Raw genomic sequence first — 19,467 nt, 5'->3', positions numbered from 1 at the left:
GCCGGCCGGGTCTGGCCCTGCGAGCCGCTGCTCCCCCTACAGTCTCGGGGCTGTGGGGGGACCCCCACCCGGCAGCAGCGTCCCTGGTTCGGCCGGTGCCACGTGCACGGCCTCGGTCTTGGGACTGCGCCGCTCCCACCGGGACACCCACTGGGCGAACCAGGAGAGCAGCATGCACATCCCGATGTAGATCGGTGAGATCACCATCACCACGGGGATGAACGGCAAATCGTAGTCGAGGTTCGACGCGATGAGCTTCCCGGCGTGGAGGAACTCCTCATAGGTGATCAGATAGCCGAGCGAGGTGTCCTTCAGGGCCACCACGAGCTGGCTGATGATGGTGGGCAGCATGGACCGTACGGCCTGCGGCACGAGGACGTACGTCATGACCTGGGTCTTGCGCATGCCGAGCGCGAACGCGGCCTCCCGCTGGCCGCGTTCGACGGCATTGACGCCCGAGCGGAAGACCTCGGCGAGCACCGAGCCGTTGTAGAGCGTCAGCCCGGCGACCAGCGCGGGCAGCGGCTGCACCTTCAGCGCCACGAAGATGAAGAAGATCATCACCAGCACGGGCATGGCGCGGAAGAACTCGACGACCAGCGTGGAGATCCAGCGCACCGGACGGTGGTCGGAGAGCCGTCCCGTCGCGAGCACGGTGCCGAGCGCAAGCGAGAGCACCGCGGCCATCACGAACGCCTTGAGCGTGTTGCCGAGGCCGCGCAGCAGCAGCTCCTGGATGCCCTTGTACTCGAAGGGCATCCACTTCGTGTATGTGAACTGGTCGGTGTCGAACAGGAGATACAGGATCCAGCCGATCAGGGCGAGGATCAGGACGGTGGACACGACCCCGTACATCCGGTGCCGTCTGCGGGTCCTGGGACCCGGGACGTCGTAGAGGGCGGTGGCTTCGAAGGCGGTGGCGGTCATCCGGGGACTCCCCAGCGCTTCTCGAGGACGATGAAGATCGCACTGATGGTGAGGGTGATGATCAGGTAGCCGACGGCGATCCAGAAGAAGGTCCAGACGATGTTGTAGCCGAGTTCGCTGAGCGTCTTGTAGGTGCCGAGCAGCTCGGTGACGCTGAACGCTCCCGCGATCGCGGAGTTCTTGGCGAGTGCGATGAGTGTGGAGCCGACCGGCGGGATCACCGAACGGAAGGCCTGCGGCAGGACGACCACGGACAGTGTCTGACTGAACGTCATACCGAGGCTGCGGGCCGCCTCGCCCTGCCCCTTGGGCACGGTGTTGATACCGGAACGCAGCGCCTCGCAGATGAAGGCCGAGGTGTAGCAGCCGAGTGCCAGGATCGCGAACACCTGGAAGGGCAGCACGAGTCCGAAGCGCGGCAGGCCGAGCAGCACCGCGAAGAACAGCAGAGTCAGCGGGGTGTTGCGCAGCACTGTGACCCACACCGTGCCGAAGACCCGCAGCGAGCCGACCGGCGCGACCCGGAACGAGGCCATCAGGAAGCCGAGCACGAGGGCCAATGCCGAGGCGTAGACGGTGAGTTGGACGGTTCCGAGGAATCCTTCGACGAATGTGTCGAAGTTGTCTGTCAGTACGTACATCGCGGCCGCTCGTCCTTCAGTTCGCCGGGTAGCGGTCGATCGGTGGCGGGGTGGGCGCGGGCACGCCGGACAGGCCGAGCGTCGCCTCGTACGCCTTCTTCCAGTCGCCGTTCATCTCGCGGGCCTCCAATGCGTCGTCGAGCGCGAACCGCAGCGCGTTGTCGCCGCGCGGTACCCCGATGCCGTACGGCTCCTCGGAGAACGGCTTGCCGACGACCTTGAGTTCGCCGGGCACCTTCGCCGCGTAGCCGATCAGGATCGCGTCGTCGGTGGTGACCGCGTCGACCTGGTAGGTGAGCAGGTTGTCGACGCACACCGAGTACGTGTCGTACGCGACGAGTGTCGCCTTCGGGTAGTCGGCCTTGATGCGCTGGTACGGGGTCGAACCGGCCGCCGAGCAGACGCGTTTGCCGGCGAGGTCCTGCGGGCCGTGGATGTCGTTCTCGTCCTTGCGCACCAGCAGGGACTGGCCCGCAAGGTAGTACGGGCCCGCGAAGCCGACGAGCTTCTTGCGCAGGTCGTTGATGGTGTAGGTGCCGACGTAGTAGTCGATCTGGCCGTTCTGCAGTGCGGTTTCGCGGTTGGCGGAGGCGATCGTCCTGAAGCGGATGCTCTTCGGGGCGAAGCCGAGCGAGGCCGACATCATCTTGGCGATCTCGATGTCGAAGCCGGAGTAGGTGCCGGTCGCCGGGTCCTTCTGGCCCAGGTACGGCTGGTCCTCCTTGGCGCCGACGGTGAAGTATCCGCGCTTCTCGGCCCGCTTCCAGGTGGGCGAGCTGGGCAGCTGAAAGCCTTGTGTCACTTGGTAGTTGGGGAGTTTCTCGGCGGCAGGGCCCTTGGTGGGCGGGCTGCCCTCCTTGCCGCAGGCGGCGGATGCGGCGGTGGCGGTCAGTGCCGCGAGCGCCACGAGGGCACGGCACACACGTGTCGTACGGATCATGCGGTGCGCTCCCCCGCTCAGTGCTTGAGGATCTTGGAGAGGAAGTCCTTGGCGCGGTCGCTGCGCGGGTTGGTGAAGAACTCCTCGGGGGTGCGGTCCTCGACGATGCGGCCGTCGGCCATGAAGACGACGCGGTTGGCGGCGGAGCGCGCGAAGCCCATCTCGTGGGTGACGACGACCATGGTCATGCCGTCGCGGGCGAGTTGCTGCATGACCTCCAGGACCTCGTTGATCATCTCGGGGTCGAGGGCCGAGGTCGGCTCGTCGAAGAGGAGCGCCTTGGGGTCCATGGCGAGGGCGCGGGCGATGGCCACACGCTGCTGCTGTCCGCCGGAGAGCTGCGCGGGGTACTTCGGGGCCTGGCTGGCGAGGCCCACCCGGTCCAGGAGTTCGCGGGAACGCTTGTCGGCCTCGTCCTTCTTGCGGCCGCGGACCTTGATCTGGGCCAGCGAGACGTTCTGCAGGACCGTCTTGTGGGCGAAGAGATTGAAAGACTGGAACACCATCCCGACCTCGGCGCGGAGCTTGGCGAGGCTCTTTCCCTCTTCCGGGAGCGGCCGGCCGTCGAGCTTGATCGTCCCCGACTCGATCGTCTCCAGACGGTTGATCGCCCTGCACAGGGTCGATTTGCCGGACCCCGACGGGCCGATGACCACGACCACCTCCCCCTTGCCGACGGTGAGGTTGATGTTCTGCAGAACATGCAGCTCCCCGAAGTACTTGTTCACGTCATGCAGCTCGATCAACGGATCGACAGCCATGCCCTGCCCTACCCACTCTCAGCTGTGTCGCAGTTGCCGCAAACTACCCAGACGATAACGGACTTAATACTCGACACGCACTTTTCGGGCATTAGCCGTATTTACGACGAATGAGCTGCCGTTGGGGTCGCGGACTAGGCTTCGGCGACCTCCGCATAGAACTGGGAGAGTTCGGGCGCACCGCTGGACGCCCAGGCGTGACCGCCCGCAACCACGTCGATCTCACGGCCGGAGGTCAGCTTCACCACCGGCTGGCCGTTGGGCCAGATCTCCCAGGCCGCACCGACGACCGTACGCACGATCACCGTGCCGAGATAGAGCCCCGCGTCATTGCCGAGCCAGGGCAGGCTCTCCTCGTCGTCGCGCCAGCGCGGAAGCAGTTGGTCGAGGGCTTCCAACGAGGCTACGGAGTCGTCGAGTTCGACTCCCACCTGGTGCGCCTGGGAGCGCAGCAGCTCGCACTCGGAGAGCAGTTCGGCGATGCCCTCGGGGTCGCTCTCGCCGTCGGAGAACACCGCGACGCCGAAGGCGAGGCCGCGCTTCTTGCGCCAGTTGCCCAGGAAAGGGATGTTCATACACCCAGCGTGTCACCCACTGCGCCGGTCGCACCACAGGCGCGCAGAGTCGCCTGGTCACAGCGGGCCGCGGCGCCCCAGCCGCCCCTTCCCCGTTCCGCCCGCCGGTCCGGCGCGCACGGCAGACCTTGCCAAGGTTATTCATCCTCCGTAGAGTTCAACACGGCATGAGTTCAACATCCGTTGACTTGCATGTTCCGCCATCCCATGACCAGGAGAGGCAGGGCCCGTGCAGAAGATTCCCTTCCAGGTGAACGAGGGCGGGATCGTCGCTCTGCTGCCGAACGGTCATGTCGAGTTCCTCGCCGCGTCCGCACGGGAGTTGATCGAGCGTCACAACTCCGGACGGGCGGTCGCCACCGCCGAGCTGATGGCCCACGCGCTCGCCGATCCGCTGGTGACGCTGGACCGGTTCCATCTGCCCGCCCCTGCCATCGCGTTCGTGGAGACCACGAACCTCTGCAATCTGCGCTGCCGCCACTGCTACGCCGACTCCGCGCTCAAGCGGCCCGACGAGATCTCCACGCACCGCGTCAAGCAACTCCTCGACGACTTCGCGGAGATGGGCGTGCTCCAGGTGTTTCTGACGGGTGGTGAGATCTTCTCGCACCGCGACGCGGTCGAGATCATCCAGCACGCCCGCAGCAAGCCCTTCAGCACCCAGATCTTCACCAACGGCCTGCTGGTCACCGAGGAGAAGCTGGCCCGGATCCCGGCAGGGCAGTCGTTCTTCATCAGCTTCGACACCGCCGACCCCGAACGCACCGTCCGCGGCAGGATGGACTTCCCCAAGCTCCAGCACGCCTTCGAGATGATGCGCAAGCACGGGCATGTGTTCCGCACCGCCATCTCCGTCCACCGCGACAACATCCAGGACGCCGAGGAGATCTTCGAGTGGTGCGCGGAGCGCGGGTACCCCCGGCCCCAGTGGCTGGAGACGCACCCGGTGGGCCGGGCGCTGCTCCACCCGGACATGCTGCTGCGCCCCGAGGACGTCGACGAGGTCTTCGAGGTCTACCAGCGGTGCATGGACCGGTACTCCACCGAGCCCGACCAGGAACCGACCGAGACGCCCACCGGCCCGGCCCGGCGCGCCGCCGACGAGATCCGCGGGGTGGACACCATCCAGTTCTGCCAGCGCCTGGAGCGCGCGGTGGGCCAGGAGAAGTGCGGCCGCTCGGTCGTCTACGTCAACAGCCGCGGTGACGTGTACCCGTGCAGCAACTGCATGTCGGGGCAGCTCTACAAGGCGGGCAACACCACGGAGAAGCCGTTCGCCGAGATCTGGGAGCACGGCTTCGACGAGTTCCGCGACATCCGCTTCAGTGACCACTCGGTGTGCGGCTCCTGTCCGGTGGCCGCGGAGGACATCTGGTGCCAGTTCCGGTGCCCGCCGCTGGCCAAGAACATCACCGGTGACCCGAAGGGCTGCGGCGCCACCGAGTATCTGCAGGAGTTCACCCTGCGCTCCGGCCGCTACTGGCGCGCCCGCAAACAGCGCAACGTACGACTGACCCTGACGCCCCGTCAGTCGGCGTCGGCCGGCCCGCAGGGCTCCACCCCGGCCGACGCGCCCGGCCCCATCCGACTCCCGCTCCCGACGAAGTGAGCGGGTCCCTGTCCCACGGCGGCGCGACCGTTGCCGCCTCCACCGAAGGGAAGACAGCCATGCCCGAAGAGAAGAAGGTCATCCGCATTCACCTGGAGCCGGGGCAGGAGGGCGTGACCCTGAGCGCCGTCGGAGCCGCCTCTGCCACCGCGCCCGCCGAGACCATCGTGGAGGCCACCAACATCACGGAGGCCACGGTCATCGAGGTCGAGGTCTGACCCCACGCCTTTGCCGGCAGGTGACGAAGCGGTGTACCACTTCCCGGCCCGTTGAGGGGCGGGCCGGGAAGGCCCGCCGACGGCAAAGGCTCGCTCGGCATCCGTTCTTCCCGATTCAGGAGACGAGGTCGCGATGAGCAAGACGGCTGCTTCGGCCGGCACCACAGCACTGCGCCCCGGCACGGGAACCGCACTGCGCCCCGGTACGGAAACCGCGCCGCGCCCGGGTACCGGACTCGCGCGGCTGCTCAACGAGAACCCCGCGCTGCGGATCGGCCAGGACGACTACAACATCAACGTGACGGCCAACTACGGTGAGCAGCTGTCGACTTCGCAGGTCGCCGACGCGCTGCGCAGTCATCCGGGAGCCGGCCGCCCCGCACATCTCTACTTCCATGTGCCGCTGTGCGCGTACATCTGTCACTTCTGCAACTACGTCAAGCGCAAGGTCGCGGACGGCCCCGAGGGCGAGGCCGCGCCACGGATCTGGACCGACCTGCTGCTCGACGAGTCCGGCCGGCGGCTCGCCCACTCCCCCTGGCTCGCGCACTCCTCGATCGAGTCCGTCTACCTGGGCGGCGGTACCGCCTCGCTGCTCGGCACGGAGCAATTACAGCGGCTGATGGACCACATACGCGCCCGCTACACCCTCACCGACGACTGCGAGATCTCCCTCGAAGGCAACCCCGACAACTTCCAGCACGACGAGCTCGCCGAGGCCTGCGCGATCGGCTTCAACCGGTTCAGTGTCGGCGTGCAGTCCCTGCAGAGCGAGGTCAACGCGTTCGCGGGGCGCGGCCACGACGCGGCCATGTCGCTGCGGGCCATCGACAAACTGCGGGCCACCGGGAAGCCGTTCAACGTCGACATGATGTTCGGGCTGCCCCACCAGAGCACCGCCACCGTCGCCGACGACATCCGGCGGCTGATCGACCTCGACGTCCCCACCATCACCATCTACCGGCTGCGCAACGCCGACCGGGCCAAGATGGGCATCGGCAACCGGGCGCTGTGGAACGTGGAGAGCGTCAAGACCCGGCTGCGCGAGCAGCACCTCTTCCCCTCGCTCGGCGAGACCTATGCGATGCGCGAGGCCATCGTGGAGCTGCTGCTCGACGGCGGCTACCACCCGAGCCCGTGCGGCTGGTGGAACCGGCCCGACGTCTACCCCGACGGCAACATCCCCCGCGTCTCCCGCAACAAGTGGCAGCGCCACGACTCCATGATCGCGTACGGCCCCGGCGCGTACGGCTGGCTGACCGGCGACGACGACACCGTGGTGCAGACGCACAACGTCGCCGACATCTCCGGGTACGCGCGCCGGCTCAAGGAGGGGCCGGGGCTGCCGCTCGCCTCCGGACGGCGGCTGGCCGGCTTCCAGGCGATCGGCATGGTGCTCGGCTTCGCGTTCAAGGCCAACCAGCCGATCGACGCGGGCCGGTTCCGGCGGCGGTTCGGCGTCGAGCTCTTCCGTGACGAGCCATTCGCGGCGGTCTTCGCCGAGCTCATGGAACGGGGGCTCGTCGAACCGGTGCCCGGCACCTTGGAGAGCGTCGCGCCCACGCTGGACGGCGAAGCGCTCCACGAGGAGATCATCAGCGTCTACTTCCACCAGCGCGTCGGCGGCTTCGCCGAGGCCGTCTGCCACAGGTGATCCGATGAACGTGCATCAGCGCACCCAGTGGCGCGGGGACCCGGACGGGACGCGGTACCGCACCCGGCGGTCCTTCCCGGCCGGTCCGGCGAACGCCACGGTACTGCTGGCCGGTCCCGGCAGCGTCTCCGTCCTGGACGGGGAGGGCCGCGACGACCGGCTGCTCGGCGAGCTGACCGGGCAACTGGTGGCCCGGGGCGCACAGGTACTCACCTGCGACATGCCCGTCCGGGAGCCGAACTCGCCCTCGACAGAGGCCGATCAGCTCGCCCGCGCCGGGCGCCTGTCCCACCTGCTCGACGCCCACCAGCACGTGCTGGTCCGGCCACTCGTCCTGGTGGGCTTCTCGCTGGGCGGGCTGGCCCTGCTGCATCTGCTGCGGTCCGGCCGGCCGGCCCGGACGGACACGGTGGTGCTGGTGGGCACGGTGATCGAGGAGGACGCCTTCCTGACGTCGCGCGTCCCCTCCCTCGACCTCGTGTACGGCGGCTTCGACCTGGTCGGATACGTGGCCGACGCCGACGACGAAACCCTGCCGCCCGCCGTGTTCGCGCCCGACATGTACGGCCAGTGGTCGGCGCGTCATCTGGTCGGACGGAACTCCATCGAGGTCCGGGTGCGGCTGTTCGAAGGCTTCGGGCACACGCTCCAGCCGTGCGGCAAGGGTCCCCACGGGGACGCGGTGTCGGCGCTCACCTCCCTTGTGGGCACGAAGAAGTGACAGTTGGTCAGCAGAAAAACAGTGAGTCAGCGGAAGAGGAAGAAGGCGGCGCAGGACATGCTCTCCAGCCAGCGATTCGACAAGATCGCCGAAAACTTCGCGACCAGTGAGGTGCACCGGTCCAGCCCCACGATGGAGGCCCTGCACGAGACGCTCGGTCCGCAGACGGGCAGCGCCATCTGCGATGTCGCCTGCGGCGCCGGCCACTTGGCGCTCTCGTTCGCCGGCGAACTCCCGGCCCGTCTCGTCGCTGTGGACCCCGCGCCCAACATGCTGGCGTCCGTCCGCAAACTCGCGGCCGAACGCGGCGTCTCCGTCGAGACGCAGGAGGCGTACGCCGAGGAACTCCCCTTCGCCGATGGCTCCTTCGACCTGGTGGTGTCCCGTCTCGCCCCGCACCACTTCCGTGACATGCCGGCGGCGGTGGGTGAGATGGCACGGCTGCTGCGCCCCGGCGGGCGGCTCGCCGTCATCGACCTGGAGGGCCACGGGAACCCCGAAATCGACGCGCTGAACCACGAGTTGGAGATGCTGCACGATCCCACGCACCAGCGCAGCTACACCCTCGACGAGTGGATCGGCTTCCTCCAGGGCGCCGGGCTCAACGTCCCGGTCGCCCGCGGTTCGCAGTCCGAGAGCCGCACCGGGGTGCCCATCAAGCGCTGGTGCGAGATCGCCTCGTCCGGCGCCGAGGCCGAGCGGGCGATCCGGCAGCGGCTCGCCGAGGCTTCCCCCGCGCACCGGGAGGCGCTGGGCATCCGCCAGGACGGCGACGAGTTCTTCATCCCCGTCCGCACCTGCATGGTGATCGGCGTCAAACCGCTCGGCGGGGTGCGCTGACATGCCGGTGATCAGGCTGTTCTCGCCCGCGCCCAGCCCCGGCGCGGCCGTACTCGGTGAACTGGCCGACTCCGTGACGGCGCTGCTCGGGCTCGACCGCGGCCACTGCTGGCTGTGGTGGCAGCGGTTGGAGCCCGACACCTTCCACCGGCCCGAGTGGCGCGACGGCTCCACGGCCCCGGCCCCGGTCGGCTTCGTCGTATGCAAGGAGAGCTACAGCAAGGCCCAGGTGCGTCAGCTGCTGCGACTGCTCCAGGTACGGCTCGGCGAGCTTCTCGGCGTACCCCGTGAGGAGGTCTATCTGGCCGTACAGCGCGCCTCCGAGGGGGAGTTGCTCGTTCGGGATCAGGTGTGGTCTCTGGACGGGAGCGCCGGGGGGACGGCCCTGTCCGGCGACGACGGAAGGACTGACACCGACATGAACGGTGATGCGATCACTGACCTGGTGCCCATCGCCCATGTGCGCAACGAGCGCCGCGAACTCATCGACGACGACTGGGGCCAGGTGGCTTCCGTCATCCGGCTGGACGCCGAACGGTTCACCACCGACGCCCTGCTCTCCCTCGACTCGTTCTCCCACCTCGAAGTCGTCTTCCACTTCCACCGCGTCCCGTTGGACAAGGTGCAGGAGGGCGCCCGCCATCCGCGCAACAACCCTCAGTGGCCACTGGCCGGCATCTTCGCCCAGCGCGGCAAGAACAGGCCCAACCGCATAGGGGTCTCCCGCTGCCGGCTGGTCAAGACGGACGGCCTCGATCTGCATGTCGTCGGGCTCGACGCCGTCGACGGCACTCCCGTGCTCGACATCAAGCCGTATCTGCGGCAGTTCGGGCCGCGCGAGGAGGTCGTCCAGCCGGAGTGGGTGGACGAGTTGATGCGCGACTACTACTGAACTCCTGACGAGTGAGGGCGACATGACACACGCAGCGGGACGGACGCGGCGCGGGCCGCGGGCCGGTGCGGCGGCCGTTCTGCTCGTCGCGGTGTTCGTCGACGCCCTCGGCAGCGGGCTGTACATGTCCGTGTCCGTCATCTTCTTCACCCGGTATCTGCATCTTGGCAGCGGGCAGGTGGGCGTAGGTCTGTCTGTCGCGGGCGGACTCTCCTTCCTGTCGCTGGTGCCGATCGGGATCCTCGCGGACCGGGTCGGCCCTCGGCGCATGCTGATCGGCGCCCATCTGGTCCGGGCCGCGCTGCTCACCTGCTATCCGTTCGTGTCGGGCTTCGCGCCGTTCCTGCTCGTGGTGTCGCTGCTCGCGGTGGCCGACCGCGGGGCATCGCCCTTGGTGCAGGGCCTGTTCGGTACGGCCGTCGGCAAGGAGCAGCGGGTACGGGCCATGGGGCGCGCGCGGTCGCTGCAGAACCTCGGGCTCGCGCTCGGCGGCCTCGCGGCCGGGGCGGTGCTGCTGCCGGACAGCGACGGGCTGTACGTGGGCATCGTGTACGCCAACTCGTTCTCGTTCGTGGTCGCCGCGGGGCTGGTCGCGCGGCTGCGGACCGTCGCCGGCGGCGCGCCGGGGGGTGGTGGTGAGGGCGGTGGTGAGGGCGGTGGCGGGCGGGCGCTGTCGTGGACGCAGCGGGTCAGTGTTTTCCGGGATCGTCGCTTCGCCCTGTTGACCGGGCTGAACTCGCTGGTGAGCCTGCATGTCACGGTGCTGACGGCCGGAGTCCCGCTGTGGGTGCTCGCCCATGACCGGATTCCGCGGGCGGCCATCGCCTGGACGCTGGTGCTGAACACGGTCGTCGTGGTGCTCTTCCAGGTCAGGGCCACCCGGGGCATCGAGAGCGCCGCCGACGGTGGACGGGCGCTGTGGCGCAGTGGGGTGCTGCTCGCTGTCTGCTGCTGCGGGCTCGCGGGCACCGGGGCGGTGCCGGCCGTGGCCGCCGTGGCGCTGCTGCTGGGCGCCGTCGCCTTCCAGGCGTTCGCCGAGATGTATCAGCAGGCCGGGGCCTGGGCGATCTCGTACGACCTGGCGCCCGAGGACCGGCGGCAGGTGTACCTCGCCTTCTTCGGCCTGGGGAACGCGGCGCGGAACACCTATGGGCCGCTGGTCATCACCTTTCTCGTGGTCCAACGGGGCGCGGTGGGCTGGCTGTTGCTCGGGGGGCTCGTGCTGGGTGCCGGCGCCTGGGCCGCGCGGTTCAGCCGGCTGGTGGCCGCTCCCCTTCTTGTGTCGTCTTCCGCTCTGCCCCACGTCCAAGGAGGAACTCGTGGCCAACGCTCCTGAACAGTCCGTCATCGTCGTCGGGGCCGGGCCCACCGGTCTCGCCCTGGCCTGTGAGCTCGCCGCCGCGGGCGTGTCCTGCACGGTCCTCGAACGCCGGCTCGCGGCGTCCACTCAGTCCCGTGCCATGGGTCTGTACAGCAGGACCATGGAAGTGCTCGATCTGCGCGGGCACGCCGACGCGCTGGTGGCCCTCGGCCGGCCGGTCAGCCGGATGGTGCCCGCGCGCGGCGCCCGCGTCGACTTCGCCGAACTCGACACCCGGTTCCCCTACCTCAACGTCATCCCGCAGAGCCGCACCGAACAGGTGCTCCAGCAGCGCGCCCTCGACCTCGGGGTCACCATCGAGCGCGGCACCGAGGTGTTCGGTCTGACGCAGGACGGCTCGGGCGTCACGCTCCAGGTGCGGGCCGGTGGCGGGGAGTGGGAGGAGAGCGCCGACTTCGTCGTCGGCTGCGACGGTGCCCACAGCGTCGTACGCGAACTCGCGGGCATCGCCTTCCGCGGCCGTACGTATGACATCGCGCCGGTCCTCGCCGATGTGCGGCTGCGGAAGCCGCCGCCGGACGATGTGCTGATCGTGTCCGGTGGGGGTGGGGTTGTCGTTTCGGTGCCGTACGGCGACGGGCTGTACCGGGTCGCGGTGGCGCGGCGGGACCGGCCGTGGACTCGGGAGCCTGTGACGCTGGACGAGCTGAGTGAGGTGCTGACCGGGGCGCTCGGGTTCGATCCCGGGCCGTACGAGCCCGAGTGGCTGGCCCGGTTCAAGATCCACCAGCGGATCGCGGACCAGTACCGGATCGGGCGGGTGCTGCTGGCCGGGGACGCGGCGCATCTGCACTCGCCGCTCGGTGGGCAGGGGTTGAACCTGGGGATCCAGGACGCGGTGAATCTCGGGTGGAAGCTCGCCGCGGAAGTGCAGGGGTGGGCGCCGGTGGGGCTGCTCGACTCGTATGAAGTGGAGCGGCGGCCGCAGGCTGAGCGGATTCTGCGGGCCACGGACCGGGCTACGCGGGCGGCCACCAGCGCGTCCGCGGGGGTGACCGCGGTGCGTCGGGCCGTGCTGGCGAAGGCGCTGTCGTATCGGCGGGTTCGGAAGGTTGCCGGGGAGACGATCTCGGGGTTGCGGAACGGGTACGTGCGGCGGGGGGCGCCCGGCGGTGGCTCCTCGGTGCGGGTCGGGCAGCGGGTGCCGGATCTGACGGTGCCGCGGGTTGGGGGTTCTCCGGTGCGGTTGTACTCGCTGATGCGTGATGGGCGGTTTCTGCTGCTCGATCTCGCTGAGGATGGGCGGCGTGCCGCGGTCACCGAGGCGTGGGGGTCGCGGGTGAGTCCGGTGCGGGTCGGTGTTCCGGTGCCCGAACTCCCGGGTGTGAGTGCCCTGTTGGTCCGTCCGGACGGGTATGCGGCCTGGGTGGACGGTGCGGAGGATGCTGACGGGGGTGAGGAGCGGCTTCGGAGGGCGCTGCATCATTGGTGCGGGGTTGAGGGGCCGGCGCCGGTGGTGGCGAGGGTTCGTTCGCAGGAGCCTGCGGGCGTCGAACGGACGTGAGCCGGTGGGTGTGGGGCGGGGCCGTGCCGGTACGTCCAGCCCGTCGCCGGTGGGCATTACTGCCTGCTGCCATGGCATGAACTTGCCCATAACCCCGTAAGCGACGGGCTGGACGTACCGACACGGCCCCTTCTGCGCGACGACGAGTGCACCGCCGTCTCGGCTGGGGGTGGGTGGCGCCGTCGTGCGTCGCCGGCTGCGGGTGGGGCCCTGTGTGTCGGTGGGTGTGGGTGGGTTGTTCGTGGCTGAGTAGGAGGGGCTTTGTGGAGCAGCGTGTGACATCTCGTTCTCAGCGGACGCGTGAGGCGATTCTGTATGCCGCGCGGCTGCACTTTGCTGCTGAGGGGTATCAGCGGGCGACGATACGGGCCATCGCGGCCAGCGCGTCGATCGATCCCTCCATGGTCATGCGGTACTTCGGGAGCAAGGAGCGGCTGTTCGATGCCGCCCTCGATGTTGATCTGGGGCTGCCCGATCTGACGGGGACGCCGGTGGAGCGGTTGCCGCATGCTCTTGTCGCGCATTTTCTCGCGCCGTGGGAGCAGGACGCGGCCGAGGGGTCGCTGCGGCTGCTGCTGCGTTCGGCGGCGACCAATGAGCGGGCGGCGGAGCGGCTGCGGCGGGTGCTGCACGAGCAGTTCACCAGCAGTCTGACGGGGGTGCTGGGCGCCGAACGTGCGGCTGCGGGGAGTGGGCTGGTCGCCGCTCAGTTGTTGGGGGTGGCGTTCGCTCGGTATTTGCTGCGGCTTCAGCCCATCGCCGAGTTGTCCGTCTCCGCCCTGGCCGACCTTGTCGCCCCATCGATGCGGGCTGCGCTCGCTGATCTTTGAGCCGATGTGCGAACGGGGCCCGTTGCCGCTATTGCGGCAACGGGCCCCGGCTGTCTGTCAGTTGCGCCAGCTGTGGGGGGAGCGGTAGGGGGCGGGGGGTGCTGGGCGCTCCCAGAGGGGGAGGACCGTCTTGGGTTTCGACTCTGCCTCTGTGGTGATGGGGGTGGTTCGGGACAGGAGGACCGCTGTCAGGGCTGCCAGGTCCTCTGTGGGTAGGTCGCCGCCCTTGATCACGCGGACCAGGGGCTGCGCCGGCTCGATGGCTGTGGTCATGGTGCTCCTTCGGTTCTACTGGGGCGGGTTGCCGTGTTTGCGGGGGGCCAGGTCGGCGTGTTTGGTGCGCAGCATGCGGAGGGAGTCGATGAGGATCCGTCGGGTGTCGGCGGGGTCGATGACGTCGTCGAGGAGGCCTCGTTCGGCGGCGTAGTACGGGTGCATCAGCTCGGTCTTGTACTCCTTGACGAGCTGACGCCGGGTGGCCTCGGGATCGTCGGCCGACTGGATGCGGCGGCGGAAGATGACGTTGGCGGCTCCCTCGGCGCCCATGACCGCGATCTCGTTGGAGGGCCAGGCGTATGAGAGGTCCGCGCCGACGGAGCGTGAGTCCATGACGATGTAGGCGCCGCCGTAGGCCTTGCGGAGGATCAGGGAGATGCGGGGAACGGTGGCGTTGCAGTAGGCGTAGAGGAGTTTGGCGCCGCGGCGGATGATGCCGTTGTGTTCCTGGTCGACGCCGGGGAGGAAGCCGGGGACGTCGACGAGGGTGACGAGGGGGATGTTGAACGCGTCGCACATCTGGACGAAGCGGGCCGCCTTCTCGCTGGCGTCGATGTCGAGCACGCCGGCCAGGACCAGGGGTTGGTTGGCCACGATGCCGACCACCTGGCCGCCCAGGCGGGCCAGCGCGACGATCACGTTGGCCGCCCAGCGTTCGTGGATCTCCAGGTACTCGCCGTCGTCGACTGTCTCTTCGATGACCTGGCGCATGTCGTACGGGCGGTGGCCGCCGGCGGGAACGAGGTCGAGGAGCCGGTCGCAGGGGCGGTCGGGCGGGTCCTCGGGGGGTGCGGCGGGGGCGGTCTCCCGGTTGTTCTGCGGGAGGAGGGAGAGGAGGTAGCGGACCTCTTCCAGGCATGTCGCTTCGTCGTCGTAAGCGAAGTGCGCCACGCCCGACACCTCTGCGTGCACATCGGCGCCGCCGAGGCCGCCCAGTGTGACCTTCTCGCCCGTGACCGTCTGGACGACGTCGGGGCCGGTGATGAACATCTGCGAGGTCTCTCGGACCATGAACACGAAGTCCGTGAGGGCGGGAGAGTAGGCGGCGCCGCCTGCGCAGGGGCCGAGCATCACGCTGATCTGCGGGATCACCCCGGAGGCGCGGGCGTTGCGGCTGAAGATGCCGCCGTAGCCGGAGAGCGCGGTGACGCCCTCCTGGATGCGGGCGCCCGCGCCGTCGTTGAGCGAGACGAGGGGGGCGCCGGCGGCTACCGCGCGGTCCATGACGCGGTGGATCTTCTCGGCGTGTGCCTCGCCGAGGGCGCCGCCGAAGATGCGGAAGTCGTGGGCGTAGACGAAGACGGTGCGGTCGTGGACCGTACCCCAGCCGGTGATCACGCCGTCGGTGTGGGGTCGGCGGTCCTCCAGGCCGAATCCGGTGGCGCGGTGGCGGCGCAGTGGCTCCAGTTCGGTGAAGGAGCCTTCGTCCAGGAGGAGTTCGATGCGTTCGCGGGCCGTGAGTTTGCCCTTGGCGTGCTGGGAGGCGGTCGCCTTCTCGTCCGGGCCCTGCCGGATCTGTTCGCGGAGTCCGTGCAGCTGGGCGACCCGTGCCCTGATGTCCGGGGCGGCCGCGTCGTCGGCGGTCACGGCGCGAGCGGGCCGACGCGGTCGCCGGCGGTGAGGAGGTGCGGGACCGCGGGGTGTGCGCCGAGGGCGTCCTCGCGGGTGTCCATGGACCAGTTCAGCAGGGCGATGCCGAGGCTCATCCCGCCGCCGAACGCGGCCAGCACGACCAGGTCGCCCGGCGCGGCCGCTCCCTTGCGGTTCATCTCGGCGAGGGTGATCGGGACGGAGGCGGCGCCGGTGTTGGCGTAGCGCTCCAGGGTGAGGTGGAGGGCGGCGCGGTGCAGGCCGAGGTCGGGCCAGAGTTCGGCGAGCATGATGCCGTTGGCCTGGTGCGGGACGAAGTGCTGTACGGCGTCCGGCCTGACCTCGGCGTGGCGCAGGAGCCTGCCGATCTCGTACGGGAGGGTGCGGGTGACGAAGCCGCGTACCCCCCTGCCGTCCATGCGGAAGTAGTGGTCGCCGTCGGTCAGTGTCTGGGTCGAGGGCGGGCGGCGGCTGCCTCCCGCGGTGACCTCGATCAGGCGGTGGGCGTCACCGCGCGAGACCAGGGAGATCTGCCGCAGGCCGAGGCCCGGGGCGACCGGGCCGAGGACCGTGGCACCGGCGCCGTCTCCGAAGAGGGCTGCCGTGCGGCGGTCGGTGTAGTCGAGGATGCGGGAGTAGATGTCGGCGCCGATGACCAGTCCGTGGCGGGGTTCGCCGTCGGCGGCGCCGGCCAGCAGCTTCTCCACCGTCTTGAGGGCGTAGACGAAGCCGCTGCACACCGCGTTGACGTCGAAGGCGGCGGCCCGGTGGGCGCCGATGCGGTGCTGGACGAGGGCGGCCGTGGCCGGTTGCGGATGGTCGGGGGTGGAGGTGGCGACGACCACGTAGGCGAGTTGATCCGCCGTCAGACCCGCGCTGTCCAGGGCGCGTTGGGCCGCCGCGACGGCCAGGTCCGAGGTGGCTTCGTGCGGGGCGGCGCGGCGCCGTTCACGGATTCCGGTTTTGCGGACGATCCACTCGTCGGTCACGCCGGCGCCGTGCCCGATCTCCGCGTTGCTGATGATGGCCTCGGGCAGATAGGAGCCCACTCCGATGATGCCGATGGACTGCACGATTCCTCCTCGGGCAGCGGCGAGCCACTACTTAACTCACCAGGCGTTGAAATCATCTTCGCAGAGCAGCTTGACTAATTCAACAGGGAGAGAGTTCACTTGGATGTGAATTAATCGGCGGTGCGCTGGCGCCGCGACCGTCACGCCGGCCGACACGCCTCACACCAACGGGAGTTGCAGCCATGACCGTCACCACCACCGGGAGCACGGCCGACGTGCGCACCGAGGCGACCCAGGCCCTGATCTCCGCCGGGCGCACCCTCTTCACGCAACTCGGCTACCGGCAGACCGACTTCGCCGCCCTGGCCAAGGCCGCAGGACTGGAGGAGGGGTTCGCCCGCGAGCTGCTGCCCGACAAGGCGGCGGTCTTCGGCGCGCTGATCGAGCGGACCGTCAGGGTGGCCGGAATACTCGGTCCGGCGGTGGCCGAGGGCGTCGACGAGGATCTGCCCGTCCGCCTCGCCCGCACGTATCTGGCATTGTGGGAGCCCAACGAGGAGGACTCCCCGATGATCGAGCTGTACCGGGTGGCACTGTCCGACCGGGAGGCCTCACAGGTGCTGCGCGAGCGCATCTCCAAGGCCCTGAACGGCCAGGTGGACCACGAACTGCCGGGTGGGGAAGCCGAGTTGCGTACCGCCCTCTTCGGCGCACAACTCGGCGGAGTAGCCTTCGCACGACACCTCTTGAAGGTGGACGCCGTCGCCTCGGCCGACCTGGAGACGGTGATCCAGACGATCACGCCGGGACTGCGGCAGACTCTGCTCGGGGGCGGCGGCGGGCGGTGACCGCGATCCGCGCGGTCAGGTGAACGGCAGCCGGCCTGGAGTAGAAATTCACACCAACGGCTGGACATCACCCTGTAGTTGCTGAGTGTCACCTGTGGATGGAATCTCGGGGAACCGACTGATAGGATTGTTTTCACTACGCAGTGAATTACCCCGCTCACGGAACCCCCGAAGTGCAGTGATCCCATGACATCCAGGTCCGCAGACGGTTCGCCCACCCCCGCCCGAAAGTCCGCCTCCCCTCGGCGGGCCGCCTCCCCGGCAGCCAAGAAGCCGCGTCCGGTGCGTGCGCGCAGCGGACGCCGGCCCGGAGACAGTGGCACGAGAGATCAGATCATGGAGTCGGCGCTCCACCTCTTCGCCGAACACGGTTACGCCAGGACGACCATTCGCGCGATCGCGGAGGACGCCCAGGTGGATCCGGCGCTGGTGCACCACTTCTTCGACAACAAGGAGGGGGTGTTCGACGCCGCGGTCAACTCGCCGCTCAGCGTCTCCTCCGTCTTCGACGAGTTGCCCCCGGACATGGCGGACGCCGGTACGGCAGAGGCCGCCTGGCTGGCCCGCGCGTATCTGTCGTTCTGGGAGAGCGAGGAAACCCGCTACGGCATGACGGCCATCTACCGGGCCGGTCTCGCCGACAGTGCCACCTCGGAAAGGCTCCGCGCCCGCGTGGAGGAAAGCACCAAGAACTGGGCGGCGAATTCCGGGTACCGGGACCATCCGGACGCCGAGACCCGCGCGGCCCTGGCCTCGGGTCACCTCGTCGGACTCGCCCTCATGCGCTATGTACTCAAGGTCCACCCACTGGCCGAGATGGACTTCGAGGAGTTCCTCGCCTGGGTCGTACCGGCCCTGGAGCTGCGTCTGTCCACCGAACTGGAACCCCGCAGCGCCCGGAAGGACTGACCCCTCGTCCGCGCGGCGCCCGCCGGGCAGCCAAGAGCCGGCGGCTCCCTACCGGGACCGCCGGCTCAGCCATCTGCGCGAGCAAGGCCGTTGTGCGGAATCATGCGATGTCCCGTGTCACCCCCACACACGCCAGACGGCGCGCACGGCGATCAGGGACACACCTGGGCCCGCCGCGATCAGCAGGCCGTGATCGCCGTCGGCGGGCGACTTGACGAAGGTCCGTTCCAGGACGTCGAGGACGGAGACCGAACCCACGTTGCCCAGCTCCCGCAACGAGTCACGGGCGAGGTCCACCATCGCGGGGTCGCAGCCCAGCCCCGCGACGACGGCGTCCAGGATTCTGGGGCCTCCGGTGTGCGAGACCACGAACCGCGGCGCGGGATCCGTACCGGGCGGCGCGGTGCGTTCCAGCCACTCCCGCAGACGGGGCATCGCACCCTCGACCACGTGCCGCAGTCTCGGCGAGTTGAAGGCGTGCAGCCCGTCGCAGTCCAGCCGGCTACCCACGATGTCATGGCTGTTGGGGTGGACGTACTCCCAGGAGTCGGTGAGCTCCATATGGGGTCCCTGCGTTTCGGTGCGCACCACACAGGCGCCGGCCGCATCGCCGAAAAGCCCCTTCAGGATCATGCCGTCCAGGCCGGAGTCACCCTGGTGCAGATAGTGGCTGAACACATCGGAACAGACCATGAGGATCGTGGATCCCGGGTGCGCGGTCACCATCTCCATGGCGCGGGTCAGCCCGAACACCCCTCCCGTACAACCCACTTGGCTCACCGGTATGCGGCGGACCGAAGGAGGCAGTCCGAGCTTCTCCATCAGCAGGACGTCGAGCCCCGGCATCGTGTGGCCCGTGGCGCTGAGGACGACGAGGCCGTCGATGTCGGACGCGGCAAGCCCCGCTTCGAAGAGCGCTCCGTGCGCGGCCTTCTCCGCCAGTTCCAGGCTGTCCATCAGATGGGTGCGCGTCCGCTCCGCGAGCGAGGGGGCGGGGGCGAACTGCCGCTCCAGCGGCCGGGAGTACCACCGCGTACGGACCGTGGTGCTCCTGATGACCCGCCGGACGACGGACAGGCTGGGGTCATCCGGGTACAACTCGGTGATCCGGTCGAGCAGTTCATCGGTGGTCACCTGGAAGCGAGGCAGTGACACGACAGGGGCGCTGACGACGACGGACATACGACCTCCAAGAGCTCTCGGACGGTTGCGAAGTGAGAACGAGCCCGTTGTGAACGGCGCGGCGCCGCCCGGATCATCCAGGTGCGACAACGACCGCCGGCCCGTTCGACAGCTCTGGCGAAGGAAGTCCGCGCACGCAAAACACCCCCCAGGTGT

At 69.1% G+C, this 19,467-nt stretch carries 20 protein-coding genes; 11 read left to right on the top strand and 9 right to left on the bottom strand.

The window, feature by feature from the left end; all coding sequences use genetic code 11:
* Positions 1 to 36: 36 nt before the first annotated feature.
* The 5 genes from AB5J50_RS41475 to AB5J50_RS41455 all read right to left on the bottom strand — a co-directional run bounded on the left by AB5J50_RS41475 (position 37) and on the right by AB5J50_RS41455 (position 3,844).
* Positions 37 to 927: an amino acid ABC transporter permease gene (locus AB5J50_RS41475; RefSeq protein ID WP_369263772.1), complete on the bottom strand. Its 891-nt coding sequence runs from the start codon at positions 925 to 927 to the stop codon at positions 37 to 39.
* Positions 924 to 1,568, bottom strand: a complete 645-nt coding sequence (locus AB5J50_RS41470) for an amino acid ABC transporter permease (RefSeq protein ID WP_369263771.1) — start codon at positions 1,566 to 1,568, stop codon at positions 924 to 926. The genes AB5J50_RS41475 and AB5J50_RS41470 overlap by 4 nt, the downstream gene beginning before the upstream one ends.
* A 16-nt stretch (positions 1,569 to 1,584) precedes the next feature.
* Positions 1,585 to 2,508, bottom strand: a complete 924-nt coding sequence (locus tag AB5J50_RS41465; protein ID WP_369263770.1) for a glutamate ABC transporter substrate-binding protein — start codon at positions 2,506 to 2,508, stop codon at positions 1,585 to 1,587.
* A 17-nt stretch (positions 2,509 to 2,525) separates the two neighbouring features.
* The gene (locus tag AB5J50_RS41460) at positions 2,526 to 3,269 is read right to left on the bottom strand and encodes an amino acid ABC transporter ATP-binding protein (protein ID WP_369263769.1); all 744 of its coding nucleotides are present in this window, start codon (positions 3,267 to 3,269) and stop codon (positions 2,526 to 2,528) included.
* A 134-nt stretch (positions 3,270 to 3,403) separates the two neighbouring features.
* Positions 3,404 to 3,844 (bottom strand): DUF6278 family protein, encoded by a 441-nt coding sequence (locus AB5J50_RS41455; protein ID WP_327433162.1) that lies wholly within the window; start codon positions 3,842 to 3,844, stop codon positions 3,404 to 3,406.
* Between the two features lie 229 nt (positions 3,845 to 4,073).
* Here AB5J50_RS41455 and AB5J50_RS41450 point away from each other — a divergent pair, with 229 nt between their 5' ends.
* From AB5J50_RS41450 to AB5J50_RS41410, 9 genes are all read left to right on the top strand, one after another.
* Positions 4,074 to 5,453: a radical SAM/SPASM domain-containing protein gene (locus AB5J50_RS41450; protein ID WP_369263768.1), complete on the top strand. Its 1,380-nt coding sequence runs from the start codon at positions 4,074 to 4,076 to the stop codon at positions 5,451 to 5,453.
* A gap of 59 nt (positions 5,454 to 5,512) precedes the next feature.
* A complete protein-coding gene (locus tag AB5J50_RS41445) occupies positions 5,513 to 5,671 on the top strand; it encodes a hypothetical protein (RefSeq protein ID WP_327433160.1) in 159 nt (52 codons plus the stop codon).
* Positions 5,672 to 5,804: 133 nt separating this feature from the next.
* A complete protein-coding gene (locus AB5J50_RS41440) occupies positions 5,805 to 7,325 on the top strand; it encodes a coproporphyrinogen-III oxidase family protein (protein WP_369263767.1) in 1,521 nt (506 codons plus the stop codon).
* Between the two features lie 4 nt (positions 7,326 to 7,329).
* Entirely contained in the window at positions 7,330 to 8,046 is a 717-nt protein-coding gene (locus tag AB5J50_RS41435; protein WP_369263766.1) for a hypothetical protein, read from the top strand.
* A gap of 21 nt (positions 8,047 to 8,067) precedes the next feature.
* Positions 8,068 to 8,886, top strand: coding sequence for a methyltransferase domain-containing protein (locus tag AB5J50_RS41430; protein ID WP_369263765.1), 819 nt, complete (start codon positions 8,068 to 8,070; stop codon positions 8,884 to 8,886).
* A gap of 1 nt (position 8,887) precedes the next feature.
* On the top strand, positions 8,888 to 9,778 hold the full coding sequence (locus AB5J50_RS41425) for an SAM-dependent methyltransferase (protein ID WP_369263764.1): 891 nt from the start codon (positions 8,888 to 8,890) through the stop codon (positions 9,776 to 9,778).
* 22 nt (positions 9,779 to 9,800) lie between these two features.
* Complete coding sequence (locus AB5J50_RS41420; protein ID WP_369263763.1) at positions 9,801 to 11,114, top strand: MFS transporter; 1,314 nt, start codon at positions 9,801 to 9,803, stop codon at positions 11,112 to 11,114.
* Positions 11,098 to 12,663: an FAD-dependent oxidoreductase gene (locus AB5J50_RS41415; protein ID WP_369263762.1), complete on the top strand. Its 1,566-nt coding sequence runs from the start codon at positions 11,098 to 11,100 to the stop codon at positions 12,661 to 12,663. The genes AB5J50_RS41420 and AB5J50_RS41415 overlap by 17 nt, the downstream gene beginning before the upstream one ends.
* Before the next feature lie 263 nt (positions 12,664 to 12,926).
* Complete coding sequence (locus AB5J50_RS41410) at positions 12,927 to 13,493, top strand: TetR family transcriptional regulator (protein WP_369263761.1); 567 nt, start codon at positions 12,927 to 12,929, stop codon at positions 13,491 to 13,493.
* Between the two features lie 57 nt (positions 13,494 to 13,550).
* Here AB5J50_RS41410 and AB5J50_RS41405 read toward each other — a convergent pair whose 3' ends face one another.
* From AB5J50_RS41405 to AB5J50_RS41395, 3 genes are read right to left on the bottom strand one after another with little or no spacing between them, the layout of a single operon-like run.
* Positions 13,551 to 13,766, bottom strand: coding sequence for an acyl-CoA carboxylase subunit epsilon (locus AB5J50_RS41405; protein WP_369263760.1), 216 nt, complete (start codon positions 13,764 to 13,766; stop codon positions 13,551 to 13,553).
* 15 nt (positions 13,767 to 13,781) lie between these two features.
* A complete protein-coding gene (locus AB5J50_RS41400; protein WP_327433151.1) occupies positions 13,782 to 15,356 on the bottom strand; it encodes an acyl-CoA carboxylase subunit beta in 1,575 nt (524 codons plus the stop codon).
* Positions 15,353 to 16,432 carry a ketoacyl-ACP synthase III gene (locus tag AB5J50_RS41395; RefSeq protein ID WP_327433150.1) on the bottom strand — a complete coding sequence of 360 codons (1,080 nt, stop codon included), beginning with the start codon at positions 16,430 to 16,432 and terminating at the stop codon, positions 15,353 to 15,355. Before AB5J50_RS41395 ends, AB5J50_RS41400 begins: the two co-directional genes overlap by 4 nt.
* Positions 16,433 to 16,614: 182 nt before the next feature.
* On the opposite strand from AB5J50_RS41395, the gene AB5J50_RS41390 reads away from it, so the two are divergent.
* The gene (locus AB5J50_RS41390; protein WP_369263759.1) at positions 16,615 to 17,220 is read left to right on the top strand and encodes a hypothetical protein; all 606 of its coding nucleotides are present in this window, start codon (positions 16,615 to 16,617) and stop codon (positions 17,218 to 17,220) included.
* Between the two features lie 336 nt (positions 17,221 to 17,556).
* Positions 17,557 to 18,129 (top strand): TetR family transcriptional regulator, encoded by a 573-nt coding sequence (locus tag AB5J50_RS41385; RefSeq protein WP_369263758.1) that lies wholly within the window; start codon positions 17,557 to 17,559, stop codon positions 18,127 to 18,129.
* Between the two features lie 117 nt (positions 18,130 to 18,246).
* On the opposite strand, the gene AB5J50_RS41380 is transcribed toward AB5J50_RS41385, so the two are convergent.
* Positions 18,247 to 19,311, bottom strand: a complete 1,065-nt coding sequence (locus AB5J50_RS41380; RefSeq protein WP_369263757.1) for a PhlD — start codon at positions 19,309 to 19,311, stop codon at positions 18,247 to 18,249.
* Positions 19,312 to 19,467 lie beyond the last annotated feature (156 nt).

The sequence above is a fragment of the Streptomyces sp. R35 genome, assembly GCF_041053035.1.
In the GTDB taxonomy this organism is placed as follows: domain Bacteria; phylum Actinomycetota; class Actinomycetes; order Streptomycetales; family Streptomycetaceae; genus Streptomyces; species Streptomyces lutosisoli.
This window is presented reverse-complemented; position numbering and strand designations above follow the sequence as displayed.